This window comes from Pseudomonas sp. Hp2 (genome assembly GCF_006386585.1).
Lineage (GTDB): Bacteria > Pseudomonadota > Gammaproteobacteria > Xanthomonadales > Xanthomonadaceae > Pseudomonas_S > Pseudomonas_S boreopolis.
In genome coordinates this window covers 371,192-385,697 of the sequence record NZ_VAHJ01000003.1, presented here as the reverse complement: position 1 = coordinate 385,697, position 14,506 = coordinate 371,192, and the positions used below count along the sequence as shown (strand labels likewise).

At 67.8% G+C, this 14,506-nt stretch carries 16 protein-coding genes and 1 riboswitch; of the genes, 4 read left to right on the top strand and 12 right to left on the bottom strand.

The features are described 5' to 3' along the window. Positions 1-58 precede the first annotated feature (58 nt). Positions 59-171: riboswitch (glycine riboswitch) on the bottom strand. Positions 172-418: 247 nt separating this feature from the next. From FD678_RS11145 to FD678_RS11135, 3 genes are all read left to right on the top strand, one after another. After that, the gene (locus FD678_RS11145) at positions 419-1,660 is read left to right on the top strand and encodes a multidrug effflux MFS transporter (protein WP_140723057.1); all 1,242 of its coding nucleotides are present in this window, start codon (positions 419-421) and stop codon (positions 1,658-1,660) included. A gap of 27 nt (positions 1,661-1,687) precedes the next feature. Further along, a complete protein-coding gene (locus FD678_RS11140) occupies positions 1,688-2,095 on the top strand; it encodes a hypothetical protein (RefSeq protein WP_140723054.1) in 408 nt (135 codons plus the stop codon). A gap of 87 nt (positions 2,096-2,182) precedes the next feature. Further along, positions 2,183-3,730: an alkaline phosphatase PhoX gene (locus FD678_RS11135; protein ID WP_140723051.1), complete on the top strand. Its 1,548-nt coding sequence runs from the start codon at positions 2,183-2,185 to the stop codon at positions 3,728-3,730. A gap of 115 nt (positions 3,731-3,845) precedes the next feature. On the opposite strand, the gene FD678_RS11130 is transcribed toward FD678_RS11135, so the two are convergent. The 9 genes from FD678_RS11130 to FD678_RS11090 all read right to left on the bottom strand — a co-directional run bounded on the left by FD678_RS11130 (position 3,846) and on the right by FD678_RS11090 (position 8,340). Then, positions 3,846-4,931, bottom strand: a complete 1,086-nt coding sequence (locus FD678_RS11130; RefSeq protein ID WP_140723047.1) for a hypothetical protein — start codon at positions 4,929-4,931, stop codon at positions 3,846-3,848. Between the two features lie 68 nt (positions 4,932-4,999). Then, entirely contained in the window at positions 5,000-5,680 is a 681-nt protein-coding gene (locus tag FD678_RS11125) for a hypothetical protein (RefSeq protein ID WP_218569655.1), read from the bottom strand. Continuing rightward, entirely contained in the window at positions 5,664-5,909 is a 246-nt protein-coding gene (locus tag FD678_RS11120; protein ID WP_140723044.1) for a hypothetical protein, read from the bottom strand. The genes FD678_RS11125 and FD678_RS11120 overlap by 17 nt, the downstream gene beginning before the upstream one ends. Next, on the bottom strand, positions 5,906-6,106 hold the full coding sequence (locus FD678_RS11115) for a Ras family protein (protein WP_140723041.1): 201 nt from the start codon (positions 6,104-6,106) through the stop codon (positions 5,906-5,908). The genes FD678_RS11120 and FD678_RS11115 overlap by 4 nt, the downstream gene beginning before the upstream one ends. Further along, positions 6,103-6,468, bottom strand: coding sequence for a hypothetical protein (locus FD678_RS11110; RefSeq protein WP_140723038.1), 366 nt, complete (start codon positions 6,466-6,468; stop codon positions 6,103-6,105). The genes FD678_RS11115 and FD678_RS11110 overlap by 4 nt, the downstream gene beginning before the upstream one ends. Further along, positions 6,465-6,833, bottom strand: a complete 369-nt coding sequence (locus FD678_RS11105; protein ID WP_218569654.1) for a hypothetical protein — start codon at positions 6,831-6,833, stop codon at positions 6,465-6,467. Before FD678_RS11105 ends, FD678_RS11110 begins: the two co-directional genes overlap by 4 nt. A gap of 65 nt (positions 6,834-6,898) precedes the next feature. Next, complete coding sequence (locus tag FD678_RS11100) at positions 6,899-7,405, bottom strand: hypothetical protein (protein ID WP_140723035.1); 507 nt, start codon at positions 7,403-7,405, stop codon at positions 6,899-6,901. A 41-nt stretch (positions 7,406-7,446) separates the two neighbouring features. Further along, entirely contained in the window at positions 7,447-7,761 is a 315-nt protein-coding gene (locus FD678_RS11095; protein WP_140723032.1) for a R body protein, read from the bottom strand. A 258-nt stretch (positions 7,762-8,019) separates the two neighbouring features. Next, positions 8,020-8,340 (bottom strand): FAD-binding monooxygenase, encoded by a 321-nt coding sequence (locus tag FD678_RS11090; RefSeq protein WP_140723029.1) that lies wholly within the window; start codon positions 8,338-8,340, stop codon positions 8,020-8,022. A gap of 363 nt (positions 8,341-8,703) precedes the next feature. On the opposite strand from FD678_RS11090, the gene FD678_RS11085 reads away from it, so the two are divergent. Next, positions 8,704-9,477, top strand: a complete 774-nt coding sequence (locus FD678_RS11085; RefSeq protein WP_218569653.1) for a hypothetical protein — start codon at positions 8,704-8,706, stop codon at positions 9,475-9,477. Between the two features lie 277 nt (positions 9,478-9,754). Here FD678_RS11085 and FD678_RS11080 read toward each other — a convergent pair whose 3' ends face one another. The 3 genes from FD678_RS11080 to FD678_RS11070 form a co-directional block, all read right to left on the bottom strand. Next, the gene (locus FD678_RS11080) at positions 9,755-11,740 is read right to left on the bottom strand and encodes a M2 family metallopeptidase (protein WP_140723025.1); all 1,986 of its coding nucleotides are present in this window, start codon (positions 11,738-11,740) and stop codon (positions 9,755-9,757) included. A 284-nt stretch (positions 11,741-12,024) separates the two neighbouring features. Further along, entirely contained in the window at positions 12,025-13,680 is a 1,656-nt protein-coding gene (locus tag FD678_RS11075; RefSeq protein WP_140723022.1) for a phosphoethanolamine transferase, read from the bottom strand. Next, on the bottom strand, positions 13,677-14,426 hold the full coding sequence (locus FD678_RS11070; RefSeq protein WP_218569652.1) for a phosphatase PAP2 family protein: 750 nt from the start codon (positions 14,424-14,426) through the stop codon (positions 13,677-13,679). The genes FD678_RS11075 and FD678_RS11070 overlap by 4 nt, the downstream gene beginning before the upstream one ends. Between the last annotated feature and the right edge of the window lie 80 nt (positions 14,427-14,506).

The following is a 14,506-nucleotide window of genomic DNA, read 5'->3' as shown; positions in this document are numbered from 1 at the left end:
CGCGCCCCTGGGTTCCCGCTCCCGCGGGAACGACGAACGGAGGCATGCAGGCTTCCGGTCGTGCCCCTCTGTCCTTTTGCCTGAGAGTTTGGAGACGCGGCGCGGCGTGGCCTGCCTGCGTCTGGTGCCCCTTCGGCGCCGGATCTAACCGGTCTCTCCAGAGTTTTGTTGCGGGTGGTATCGGGCCTGAGCGATTACGGGCGTTGCGCCTTCGGCAGCGGCGGTGGCCGCTTCTCCCACCATGTAGCGGGGCGATTATAGCGGTTTGCCCGCCCCGGCACGGCCGCGTGACGGCGCGTTCAGCGGCAGGCGGGACGGCCGGGCTATCATGTGCGCCATCCTTTTTCTCCGCAGGCACCGCCCCCGCTCGGGGCCGGTGCCTGAATGCGTCCTCCGACGCCTGTTCCCGGACCCCGGCATGACCGCATCCACGCCCTCCACCCACCGCCTGGCACTGCTGCTCGCCGGGTTGGCGATGTTCGGCCCGTTCTCGATCGACATGATCTTCCCCGCGTTCCCGCAGCTCGGGCACCGGCTGGGCGTTGACCAGGTGGCGATCCAGCAGACCATCAGCGTCTACCTGCTGTTCTACGGCCTGATGAGCGTGGTGCACGGGCCGCTGTCGGACGCGTGGGGCCGCAAGCGGGTGATCGTCGGCGGGCTGGTGATGTTCATCGCCGCCTCGGCCGGCTGCGCGCTGGCGCGCGACCTCGGCACGCTGCTGGCGTTCCGCGCCCTGCAGGGCGTCTCGGCCGGCGTGGGCATGATCGTCGGCCGCGCGGTGATCCGCGACCTGTACGAGGGCCACGACGCGCAGCGGCTGATGAGCCAGGTGTCGATGATCTTCGGCATCGCCCCGGCGATCGCGCCGATCATCGGCGGCTGGCTGCTCGCGGTCGGCGCGGGCTGGCCGCTGATCTTCTGGTTCCTGGTCGCGTTCTCGGGCCTGCTGCTGCTGGCGACCCTGGCATGGCTGCCCGAAACCCATCCGGTGCAGGCGCGGCGCGGACTGAAGCCGGGGCCGTTGCTGCGCGACTACCTGACGATCGGCTTCAATCCGCGCTTCCAGCGGCTGGCGGCGGCGGGCGCGCTGAACTTCGCCGGCATCTTCCTCTACATCGCCTCCGCGCCGGTGTTCGTGATGCAGCACCTGCACCTGGGCGAGGGCGATTTCGCCTGGCTGTTCCTGCCCACCATCGGCGGCCTGACCCTGGGCGCGTTCCTGTCCGGGCGCATGGCCGGCAAGCTGCATGCGCGCAGCCAGGTGCGCATCGGCTTCATTTGCTGCGGCCTGTCGGCGCTGGGCAACCTCGGCTACAACTTCGCGGTGGAACAGATCGCGCTGCCCTGGGCGGTGCTGCCGATCTTCGTCGGCGGCCTGGGCATGGCGCTGATCTTCCCGATCCTGTCGCTGGCGGTGTTGGACATGTACCCGGCCCAGCGCGGCCTGGCCTCGTCGCTGCAGGCGTTCACCCAGCTGATGGTCAACACCGTGGTCGCCGGCGTGCTCTCGCCGCTGCTGAGCGACAAGCCGGTGCACTTGGCGCTGGGCGCGGCGGGCTTCTTCCTGAGCGGCTGGCTATTCTGGCGCTGGGACCGGCGGGTGTGCCGGCGCCAGCTGCGCGAGGCGCGCATGGCCGCGTCGGCCGGGCAGGGTTGAATCCACGTTTTCTTCGAGGAACATCGAATGTCGATCGGATCCAAGGCGCGCCGCGAGGCGCGCAAGAAGCAGGTCGAACGGGCCCGCCGCCAGGCCGAGGCCAACGCGGTACCGGCTTCGCCGATCGAGCCGCATGCCGAGCTGCGCGACCAGAGCCGCAAGCTGCTGGCCGGCATCGTGCGCCGCGATGGCCTGTGGGTGCTGGGCATGGACGGCCGCATCGCCGGCGAGTCGGAGAGCGCCGCGCAGGTGCTGGCGCTGATCATGCAGGCCGGCGAGCTGCACGAGCGGCAGGGCACGCCGGTGCGGCTGGCCTATTCCGACGCGCTGAAGGATGCCGCGCACGCCGAGGCGAAGGCGCTGGGCATGGAGTTCGAGCAGTTCAAGCGGCAGCTCTCGGCGCAGATGCGCAGCGAGGCGTCCCGCGCCAGCTGAGCCGGCCCGGGCGGCCGGTCCGTCCGCCTGTCATACGGCCGTTATCGCGCGCTCCTAGCTTGGAAGCATCCCAGCCAGGAGTCGCGCATGAACACGTTCAGTCGCTCTCGTCGCCAGGTGCTCAAGCAAGGGGCCGCCGCCATGGCCATGGGCACCATCGCCAGCCTCGGTGCGTTGTATTCCCGCCAGGCGCAGGCCGCGGCCGATCCCAGGACCCGGCTCGAGCCGATTCCCAGCCCGTACGGCGATCTCGCGCCGGCGCTCGATCGCAGCACCGGGTTGCCGTTGCTGCTGTTGCCGCCGGGTTTCAGCTACAGCTCCTTCGCCTGGACCGGCGACCGCATGGCGGATGGCCAGGCGGTGCCCTCGCGCCACGACGGCATGGCGGTGATGCTGCGCGGCGAGCGCGAAGGCCACGGCGGCCGCGGCCGCGGTCCGGAGCTGGTGCTGATCCGCAATCATGAAATCGGCACCGACCAGGCGCCGTTCCGCGCGCCCGGCACCTACGACACCGGCACGCTCGACGCCAACGGCGCGCGCGCCGGCGGCGGCACCACCACGCTGCGCTTCCGCAACGGCGAATGGCTCGGCGCCGAGGCCAGCCTGGCCGGCACGCTGGTCAACTGCGCGGGCGGACGCACGCCCTGGGGCACCTGGCTCAGCTGCGAGGAAATCAAGACCGACGCCCAGTCCTCGACCGGGCGCCGGCACGGCTACGTGTTCGAGGTGCACCCGGACGCCGGGCGCACCACGGGCCGGCCGCTGGTGGACATGGGCCGCTTCAGCCACGAGGCGGTCGCGGTGGACCCGCGCACGGGCTACATCTATCTCACCGAGGACGACCGCAACAAGGCCGGCCTGTACCGCTTCATTCCGCACGATCGCTCGCGCCGCGCCGGCGCGCTGGAGAACGGCGGGCGCCTGCAGGCGGCGCGCGTGCGCGGGCGGCGCAATGCCGACCTGGTCGTGGCCGGGATCGGCGACGAATACCAGCTGGAATGGTTCGACATCCCCGATCCGGACCTGGACACCGTCGCCGCTCCCGGCGATTTCCCCGACGTCGATCCCGGCAGCACCCTCAGCGGCCCCTTCGCGCAAGCCTGGAGCGAAGGCGGGCTGCGCATGAGCCGGGGCGAGGGCATCTTCTACGCCGATGGGCGGGTCTTCATCGTGGACACCAGCACCGGCATCGACGGCAACGGGCGCCGCGGCCGCGGCTACGGCGCGGTGTGGGTGCTCGACCTGGCGAGCCAGCGGTTGCGCGCGCTGTTCGTCAGCGGCAACCAGCTGGCCGCGCACAATCCGGACAACATCACCGTGAGCCCGCGCGGCGGCGTGGTGCTCTGCGAGGATCCGGACGCGGCGCCTTCGGGCAGCCCGGACCGGTACGGGCCGGGCACGCGCCTGGTCGGCCTGACCCGCACCGGGCAGGCCTTCCACCTGCTGAAGAACAACGTCGAACTCACCTCCACCCAGATCGCCGGCGCCGGCAAGGCGATCGGCGAGGGCGATTACCGCGAGAGCGAGTTCTGCGGCGCCTGCTGGAGCCCGGAAGGGCGGACCCTGTTCGTCAACCTGCAGACGCCGGGCATCACCTTCGCGATCGAAGGCCCGTGGGAGCGCGGTTACCTCTGAGCGGAGCGGATGCCGCCGCGCCGCGTTTCCTGCGGCGGCATCCGAGCTTCGTCCTGGGCCTCGTTGCAGGGGCGGTCGCCGGACCTGCCGGGCTTTCTCGCGCGGTGCGCCATTCCTATCCTCGCGAGAGGGGCAGTGCTTCGCCGCGCCAGACACCCTGGCGTCGCCCCAGCCGGTTGTATCGGCCGCCGAAGTATTCCACTTGGTAGTCCTGCGTCCTCGGCAGTTCGAGGAACTCGAAGTTCCGGGTGTCCAACTGGTCGACCCGGCCCGCCGCCGCATCGTAGCGCCCGATCTGGAAGACCGGCTCGGGAAGCCGGTCGAGGTAATGCGACATGCCGTCGGTCAGCATCACCAGAGACCCATCGGAGACCGCCACTGCCTGGTTGACGATGGACATGCCGCAGGACGTGACCAATTGCAGGTCCAGGGCGTTGGGCGTGGTGCCCAGCGATTGGTTCATCACGTTCATCGCGTTGGCCACCACCTGCATGCTGTGGTCGAGGCAGACTTCCAGGCCCACGGCCATCCCGTCCCAGAAGATCAGGTTGTCCAGTTCCTGGTCCGGGTTGAGGCGGAAGCTGTAGGTGGTCGTGGGATCGAGATTGGCATGCCAGTTCTGGGGCGGGCCATCGATGTTGGAGATGTAGTGCTTCTCCATGAGCATGTAGGGCATGCTGGCGTCCATCGCGCCGCGCCGGCCGCGCAGCATCAATGCGGTGTTGAGCAGGTTGAGCCTGTGCGGTGGGTTGCGGGGGAGCTGGGAACAGATGGTTCCCGCGACGACGACCCAATCCTTGAACAGGGGCGATTGATGGATGGCTTCGTGGAGCGCCTCGGCCAGCACGAAGCGCGCGCTCTCGGGATAGGAGCCGAAGCTCGTGCTGCGCAGGAATCGCCCCTGTTCCGCCTCCTGCTCGGAGGCCTTGCGGAAGTAGAACTCCGGCGCGATGAAGACCTTCAGCGCCTCGGGATCGTTCATGCCGTCCAGGTCCTTGAACTCGGTGGCGGCCAGGTAGAGCACGTTGATCAGGCGCTGCGCCCGGGCCTGCAGATCGGGATCGGCAAGCCGGACCTGGGGCGCGCCGCCGACCGCCTGCGGCACGCCCGGCAGCGTGGGATAAAACGTGGGCACCATGTAGCTCAGGGGCAACAGCGAGGTGTACTCGATGTCGTCCATCGACGGATTCTTCGCGTTCATCGTGATCCTCCTGGAGTGTGGTATCGGCGTTGGGCAATGCGGGGACGAGCCCGCGGGGATGGCGGCGGTCATTCCTCCAGCTGTTGCATCAAGCGATAGACCGCCCTGGCCGCCTGCAGGGCGATGGTCTGGTCCTCGGCGCGCAAGGACTTGAGAGGAAGCGCGGGCGACGGGAAGCCGGGTACGACGACGATGGGGACGCCGCCTGTATCCACGGACTGCGGCCTGGGTTCGGGGACGCGCACGAAGGCGTGCCGTGCGATCGCGACGGTCAAGGCCAGAGCGACGATCGCCAGGATCGCGATCGACAGGGCGATCACCTCGAGCGGCGGCGACAGCTTCTCGATAAGGCCGGCGACGTAGCAGACGGCGATCAGGCAATCGAGGTTGAGCGGCGAATTGAGCGTCCGTGCCAGTTGCATCTGCACCAGCTCGCCGGACTGTTGCACGAACTCCACGCGATAGGACCTGCCGCATACCTCCAGCGGAACGGAGGCGCTACGTGCGGCTCCGGCGTTGTCGACAGCGCTGAAGCCTATCCGGCTGAGGGCGGGGGCGAGGGAAACCGGTGACTGCAACTGCAGCCAGTCCTGGTCGGGTGCGGCCAGGCGGACGTCGGGACTGGCGGCCTGGACGAGGAAGAAATCGCCCTCGCCGTCGCCGGCGTCGCCCTGGGTGGGCCCTGCGTCCTGGAACGCCGCCACCACGATCCGCGCCGGCAGCGGGCGTGGTTCATTCGCCGTCGCCACGGTCGCCCCCGGAGCCAGGCGACAGCGCCATGGTCGCGGCATAGCTGGCCAGCCCTTCCGTGATCGCCGCGGCGCTGAGCGCGAGCGAGCCGAAGATCAGCGGTTGCTGGCCGTCCTGCAGGATCTGCATCATCAGGCGATACGCCGCTTCCGCATTGGGCAGGGCGCTGGCATTCAAGGCATTGGCCGCGGCCAGCGGCATATCGACGATCCGTCCGCTCGCGCTCATGGGGGCGGCGCCGGCAGGTTGTAGAGCTGGCGGATGCGATCGAGCACCTTGTTGTTCTCCTCGGTGATGGTGCGCATCTGCTCGTCGGCGTCGCCCTGCACGCCGAGCATCGCGACGTTGACGGCGACCTTGGTCATCGAGTCGGCGATGTCCTGGGTGATCTTGGCGAGTTGCTTGATCGTTTCAGGCTGGCTCATTCCTGGTTCCTCTCCGGAGCGTTGCAGGGAGACGGTGGATCCGGTTGCGGGCGACGTGAAGCGTGATGGCGGCGATGCCGCTCCGGTTGTTCCGCCATGCGCGTAACCACGGTGGTATTGATGTAGTGCAGGCACTCCGCGAATTCGGCTGGCCCGAACACGCGATGCGGGTCCTCGCCAGTGGTGCCGGAGGCCACGACCGCGCACACGCCGGTCGTGGCGTTGCGGACCACGCAGTACTCGGCGGTCCGCATGGAAGCGCGCAGTCCTTGCATGATCCGGTCCTCGATCTGCGCCAACACCCCGCGGTTGTAGGCTTCCATCGACGGCGCGGGCGCGGAGGCGTCCTCGGCGGGCGTCATGGCGATGCGATATCGTCGGGCGACGCCAGTACGGCGAAGACGGCTCTCAGGTCGGCAATGGCATGCGCCAACCCGTTGTCGGCCAGGACACCGACCGCCGAACGCGCCTGCAGCGGCCCGGGTTGGCTTGCGCCATTGGCCGCCTGGGCGACGATCGGCGGAGCGAGCCCGTTCATGGCCTGCTGGTTGGCGGTGGCGTTCTGCCGGGAAAGGCTGGTGCTGGCAACGAGGTTGGAATAGGCCAGGTTGACGAGCGAAGCCGGCTGCTGCGCCTCGAGCAAGCCTGCCAGCGCGATCGCCGGAATGTCGACGCCTGCGCTGCCGGCGCCGCTTCCCGCCTCGATCTCGATCTCGATGGTCCCCATGTCGATTGCTCCTGGAAGAGGTGAGGCGGCCTGTCGGCTGCCTCACCTTTGTTGCCGCATTGCGATCAGGACGCCTTGATCTCGATGACGAGACCGTTCTGGTCGGCTCTGACGCGTACGTCCTCTCTGGTGAAATTGCCGGGAATCCGGATCACAGGTACGCCTTTCGGGACGATCAGGTGACCGGCCTCGTCCAGGTACACGCCCAGCTTCAGCAGCGCTTTCACCACCTTGCTCCAGACCACCGGCCCGTCCCCACCTTGCGGACCCGCGAAGGCTTCGATCGCCGACTTGAGGTCGGCGATGGCCTGGGCCACGCCGTTGTTGGTCAGGACGTCCACCTCGGACCGCGCTTCCAGCGGGCCGAGATTGCTCACCGTGTTGGACGCCTTGGCGACGATGGACAGGCCCAGCCCGTTCATCGCCTGCTGGTTGGATACGGCGCTCTTCTGGGCCAGATCGGTGTTTGCAGTGAGGTTGGAAAACGCCAGGTTCGAGACCATGGCGGGCTGTTCCGCGATCGACTTCAAGTTGCCGATGGCAACCGCCTCTACTACTTCATCGTGAAGCATGATGCGCTCTCCGGTTCAGAGCGAGTCGGGACGACCCGGGCTCAACGGCTGGCGAACGCCTGAACCGTCGCCTTGAGGTCTGCGATGGTCTGGGCCAGTTCGTCGTTTGTCAGGATGTCGACCGCCGAGCGCGCTTCCAGCGGACCGAGGTTGCTCACGGTATTGGCCGCCTTGGCGACGATGGACAGGCCCAGCCCGTTCATCGCCTGCTGGTTGGACACGGCGTTCTTCTGGGCCAGATCGGTGTTGGCAGTGAGGTTGGAAAACGCCAGATTGGAGATCATGGCGGGCTGTTCCGCGATCGATTTCAGGTTGCCGATCGCCACGGCGCTCACGACGTCTTCGTGCAAAGGCATGGTGCTTCTCCTGGTTGAAGTGGATTTGGATTTGGATCGACGTATTGCTCATCGACATTGGCCAACGGCGAGGCGCTTGGCCCGCGTACCTGGATTCGATGCGTGCGGTTCGCGGCGCATGCGATGCCATTCCCGGGGCAGGCGGAAATCCGAAAGGCCTGGTGCCGATCACGATGCGGCTTTCCTGCCGCGCCCCCAACGAGGGGGAGGATGTCTCCAGCCGGATCCTAAGCGCCGGATGGATCGACATGCTTGGGGCTATGGAATGCCCGAATGAGGTGGATTCCTGAGCGAGTTCATTTCGTTGAAGATCCTTTCCATGTCCAGCACCATCTTGTCGATGGTGCCCTGGTTCTTGCACCCGCCAGCGGTTTCGATCAGCGCCACGCACTTGGCCGCCGCCGCCATCTGGACCTGGTTCATCGCCTGCTGCTGGCTCAGGCTGATCTGTTGCTGCAGGTTCTGATTGAAGATTTGCTGGGCGAGCGCGAGGTTCGCCAGCACGGCGGGCTGCTCGCCGATGGACTTGGCGTTGGAGATGGCGATCGCCTGGATGACGTCGGCTGGCAGGTCGGACATGATTTGCCCCGTTGGAAGACGTTCCGCGTGGTGTTGCTTCGCTGTACGGGTCCAGCCTAGTCCGCGGTTTTCGCGCCGGACAAGTATCGTTACGGTTACCTTGCCGAGCGGGTTGCGGTAACAGCCGATCCAGCCGGATTTGGGACCTGCTGTGGATTCTGCTTGCTAGGTCCGTTCCAGTTTCGCGCCGGTCATGTGGCGATAATCGCGCTGCAATGGCGGCACCGGCCGCCATGGACTCGCCGGCGTGATCGACGCGTGACGCACGACTTGAGCCGGTCTTGATATTCCTTCGTCCGATGGCGCAGGCGGCAAGCCGGCGCCGTGCCGCGGCGACGTATCCGGGATGTATCAGGGGGGCACGTGGAAAGGGAAGTCGAAGCGATCGACCAGGACCGAGTGCGGTTCGCCTGCGAAGCCATTCTCGCCAGCGAGCAATTCGCCAGGGCCAACCGGATGCGGCGCCTGCTGCGCTTCCTCGTGGAGCAGGCCCTGTCGGGCAACGACAGGAACACCAGCGAGTACGCCATCGGCATCGCGGTTTTCGATCGCGATCCTGCGGCCTATATGCCAACGGAAGATCCCGTGGTCAGGGTCCAGGTGGGTCGCCTGCGCCAGCGTCTGGAGAGTTACTACGCGCGGTCACGGGATGCGAGCGGGATCGAGATCAGCATCCCGCTGGGACGTTACATGCCCGTGATACGCCGGACCGGGCAAGCGGAAGCCGAGGATGAGCGGCAGGACTGCCTGGTGGTGCAACCGATCTACTGCATCGAGCCGCGCAGGGAGGGGCGCGCCTTCGCTTGCGGGCTCTACGAGGAGTTGTTGAATCAGTTGTTCCGGGATTTCGGCGGTGTGCTGATGATGCCGGACTTGCCCGAACCCGCCCGCGGGACGCCAGCGAGGGGCAGGGGGGGCAGGGGGGGCAGCAGGCAAGTGAGGGCGCCGCACTGCATCGAGAGCAGCCTGCGTATCGATGCCGAGCGCATCCGGACTTCGGTCCGGATCGTGGATGCCTCCTTGCGAAGGATCATGTGGTCAGGGCATTTCGATACGTCCGTGCATTTCGGGATCAGGCAGCAGGAGGCGTTGGCCACCTCCATCTGCAGTGCGTTGAGACAGGTCATTCCGCGCTAGGGCGCCTGCCAGCGCACGAAAGGGGCGCGCGGATGCCTGGCGGGCATTGCCTCTCGTGGAAGGAGTCCGGTCCCAAAGGGAACTGCCGAGGCTTCTGGCCGGCCGGCAATCCCTTTCTCCCATCGCGAGAGCAAGGTGTTCGGGGATCCTGCACTGCAAGCAGGAAAACCACGGGGCAGCGAAGGTGGGCAGGCGTGAAGGACGAGGGATGGGCGCCGCCTCGCGCGGCGATGTCGCCCATCCCGGGCACAATCGCGGACGACCGTTGCCGTCGCCGCTATGGCTTGCCGGCCGCCGCCTGCGGCGCCTGCCATCCGCACATCCGCCCTTCGTTCTGCTGCTTGAGCCATTCCTGCATCGGCGCGAAGTACTCCAGCATCGGGGCGGCGTCGAGCTTGTCGTTGCCGGTCAGTTCCTTGAGCGTGGCCTGCCAGGGCTGGCTGGCGCCGCGCTGGAGCATGGTCCAGAACTTCTGCCCGGCTTCCTTGTTGCCGTAGAAGCTGCAGTCGTACAGCGGGCCGGTGTAGCCGGCGGCCTGGCACAGGCCCTTGTAGAACTGGAATTGCAGGATGTGCGAGAGGAAATAGCGCGTGTACGGCGTATTGCCCGGCACGTGGTACTTGGCGCCCGGGTCGAAGAACTCCTCGCCGCGCGGCGTCGCCGGCGCCACGCCCTGGTATTTCGCCTTCAGCTCCCACCAGGCCTGGTTGTAGCGCTCGGGCGCGATCGAACCGTCGAACACGCCCCAGCGCCAGCGGTCGATCATCAGGCCGAACGGCAGGAACGCCACCTTGCTCAGCGCCATGCGCATCTGCGCGTTGATCAGCGCCTCGCGGCTGCGCTGCTGCTCGCCGACCAGGCCGATCGAGTGCAGGTAGCCGGGCGTCATCGCCAGCACGATGGTGTCGCCGATCGCTTCGTGGAAACCGTCGTTGGCGCCGCCCTGGAACAATGGCGGCAGCGGGTTGTAGGCCAGGTCGTAATAGATGTGGCCGAGCTCGTGGTAGATGGTGGTGAAGTCTTCCTCGGTCGGCTTGATGCACATCTTGGTGCGCACGTCCGGGCCGTTCTCCTTCGAGCCGTCGCCGCCCATGTTGAGGTCCCAGGCGCTGGCGTGGCAGACCACGTCGCGGTCCAGCGGCTTGATGAACTGCGAGCGCTGCCAGTAGGTCTCCGGCAGCGCGGGCATGCCGAGCGAGGTGTAGAAGTCCTGGGCGCGCTCGGTCATCTGCCTGGCGGTGCGCAGCTGCGCTTCGCGCTCGGCCTTGAAGCGCGCCTCGGTGTCGCCCTGCGCCTTGGCCAGCTGCGCGCTGAGCTGGGTCTGGTACTGCTTCTCGAGGGTGGCGGTGATGTCCAGGTCGCCGGCGCCCGGATACGGTTGCAGCAGGTCCCACAGATTGGACCAGTCCTGCTGCCACATGTTGCCCATCAGGTGGGCGGGCAGCAGGCCGCCGGGCAGTTCGCCCTTGTCGGTGCCGTATTCCTTGTCGAGCTTGCCGCGCGCGTAGCACTGCAGTTGCTCGTACAGCGGCTTGACCTGGTCCCACAGCCGGTCGGTCTCGGCGGCGATCTGCGCGGGCGGCATGTCGTAGCCGCTGCGCCACATCTCGCCGACGTCGGCGAAGCCCATTTCGCGCGCGCCCTCGTTGGCCAGCTCGACGAAGCGCTGGTAGTCCTTGCGGATCGGCGCGGCGACGCCGTGCCAGCCCCGCCAGGCATCCAGTTGCTCGTCGTAGTCGCGGCTGCTGGCCAGCACCCGCTCCAGCTCGCCGAGCTGGCGGCATTGGCGTGCCTCGCCTTCGCCCTTGCAGTAGGTGCCGGCGCCGTAGTCGCCTTCCATCCGCGCCGCGATCGTGGTCAGCTCGGCGAGCTTGGCCGGATCGCGCGGGGCCGGCATCGCGGTCATCAGCTTCAGCAGCTTGAGCGCGCGCGCGGTGTCCTCGGACATCGGCTTGCCCTCGTAGCGCTTGGCCTGCTCGATCCATGCGTTGAGCTGGGTCAGGGCGCGCTCGTTGGCCTTGGCCGCCACCCGCTGCGAGTCCACGTTGATGTAGGTCGAGGACAGCCACTGCGCGGAGCTGAGTTCCGGATAGGCGGCCTTGTACTCCTGGTTGATGCGCGCGACGAACTGGTCGGCGGTCTCGCCGTTCTCGGCCCGGGCGGCGGGCTTTTCCTGTTCCGGGCTGGGCGTCTTGCGGCAGGCCGACAGCGACAGCAGACCGGCGGCCACGGCGATGGCCAGCAGCATGGGGCGATGGTTCACGAGGGGTCCCTTTGCGTGAGTGCGACCGGCGAAGGCTAGAGGCCCGGGATGGCACTGGCAAGGCAGGGGCCGCAGGCGAAGGGCGGATAAGCGCCCGAGGAGCGGCCTTCTGTGGGAGCGGCTTCAGCCGCGATGGGGCTTTCATGCAGATCCTTCTGCAACAGCCTGCACATTCATGTGCCGAGGTTCAAATGAGAAAGCTCCGTGGCGGCTGAAGCCGCTCCCACAAAAAAGCCGTTCCTACGGATATCGGGTTTACGAGGGCGAGCGCGCCCGCCGGAGATTCACTGCGCGCAGCCGGCGAACAGGTCGCGCGAGCGATCGTAGACGGAGGTCCTCACCTGCATCAGGCCCAGCACCGAGGGGAACAGGTTGTCCTGGTCGGCGCGCCCGTTCGCACGCTGGCGCAGGCACTTCAGGTCGAGCCCGCGGTCCTGCGCGAATTCCGGCGAAAACCACATCACCATGGGCACGCGGGTCTGCTCGGCCGGCGCGATCGCGTAGGGCACCCCATGCAGGTAGAGGCCTTTCTCGCCGAGCGACTCGCCGTGGTCGGAGAGATAGATCATGGCGGTGTCGTAGTCGGGCAGGGCGCGCAGCGTGCCGATCGCGCGGTCCAGGAAATGGTCGGTGTACAGGACCGTGTTGTCGTAGGTGTTGACGATCTGCTCGCGGCTGCAGTTGCCCAGCTCGGCGGTGTCGCAGGTCGGCGCGAAGCGCCGGAACTGCGCCGGGTAGCGCTGGAAGTAGGCCGGGCCGTGGCTGCCGAGCTGGTGCAGCACCACCACGCGGTCGCCCGGCCTGGCGCGCACCTGCGCGGCGAGGTCGTCGAGCAGGATCTCGTCCATGCAGCGCCCGTCCTTGCACAGCCCGGGCTTCTTCGCGTCGTCGAGCTGCTGGATCTGCAGGCCTTCGCACACGCCCTTGCAGCCGGACTGGTTGTCGCGCCACAGCGTGGCGATGCCGGCGTGTTCGAGCACGTGCAGGAACGACTGGTGGGCGCGGATCTTCGCTTCGTCGTAATCGTGGCGGCCGAACGGCGAGAACATGCACGGCACCGAGACCTCCGTGCTGGTGCCGCACGAGTGCATGTCGGGGAAGTTGATCACCCCGGTCTGCGCCAACTCGGGGGTGGTCTGGCGCGCATAGCCGTTGAGGCCCCAGTTCTGCGCGCGCATGGTCTCGCCCAGCACGATCAGCAGCAGGCGCGGGCGGCTGCCCGGCGCGCGCGGGGTCGCCATCGCATCGTGCTCGATCGGCAGCTTCGGCTTGTGCTTGATCGGCGAGTCGGTCTTGAGGTCCTGCTTGAGCGCGACCAGGTAGTTGACCGGCGTGGCCAGGTAGCGCACCTCGCGATGGTTGCGCATCAACGCCGACAGGCCCTGGAACGACAGCATCGAACCGGCGGCGCCGACCGCCGCGATGGCCGCCAGGAACAGCAGGCGCACGCCGAGCGCGCGGCTCCAGCTGCGGCGGCGCAGCCGCACCCGCCACAGCACGGCGATCGGGAGCGCCGCGTAGAACAGCAATGGCCACAGCAGCGCGGGCGTGAGCAGCTCGCGCGATTCCTTGTGGTCGGTGTTGAGCACGTTGCGCAGCATGTCCGCGTCCAGGTAGACGCTGTAGCTGTTCATGTAGTGCGTGGCGAATGCGGTGGTGACGAACAGCAGCGTCAGTAGCGGCTTGGCGTTCCAGCGCCACACCAGCAGGCCGAACAGTAGCGCGTGCACGGAGACCAGCAGGAAGAACAGCGACACGGCGAAGCCGATGTCGCCGGGATGCGTCGCGAGCGACGCATGCCAGAACATGCGGTTGCAGGCGAGCGCGAAGAACACGCTGCTGCCCAGTATCAGCGTTTCCACCGACACTTCGGGCCGGTGCGTCCAGTCGAGCGCGCGCAGGCGCGAGAGCACGCCGCTGCGGGGCAACGAGAGGCTCATGCGGTTTCTCCCGCCGCGCCGGCCGCGCCGCTGCGCGCCCGCGGGCGCAACAGCCACAGGTACAAGCCGAGCGACACGCCCCAGCAGACCGCCAGGGCCCACAGGTCGTGGGAGAGGAAGTGCGCGCCGCGCAGTTGCTGGGAAACGCCGAACAGCAACCCGGCGCCGAGACCGATCGCCAGCCCGGCCTTGCGCCAGCGCGGGCGGACCGCCAGCGCGGCGAAGTACAGCGCGACCCAGGCATAGCCGCCGCTGGCATGCCCGGCCGGGAAGCAGCCCGAGGCCGGAACGCCCTGGCGCGATTCGAACAGCCCGTAGAGGGCATGGGTGCCGCCGTAGCTGGCCAGGTCCCACGGGCAGTCCATGTGCGTGGCTCCCTTCAGCAACGATACCGCCGCGGTCGAAAGCCCCACCGCCAGCACCACGTACAACGCTGGGCGCGACCAGGCGTTCCAGCGCGGCGAGCGCCGCGCATACAGGCCGAAGACCAACAGCGCCAGCGCCGCGGCGGTGCTGGCCTGCTTGCCGCCGCGATGCACGAGCTTGGCGGTGAACCAATGGTCCTTGAGCAGCCAGTGCCCGCCTTCGGCGTGATAGATCTGCGTGGCCAGCCACTGGTCGACGCCGCCCGCCATCAGCAGCGCGCTCAGCGCCAGCACCGCCGCCAGCGGAATCCACAGGTGGGTGGCGACGAAGCGGCTGTACGGACGGAGAACGGGGAAGGCATCCGTGGCGGATGCAGGCATCAGGTTCATCGGGCGCCAACGGGCAAAAGGCCGTTTCCGGCAATGGCGGGCATGATCCGGGCCGGTTTGTCGGAAAGCGG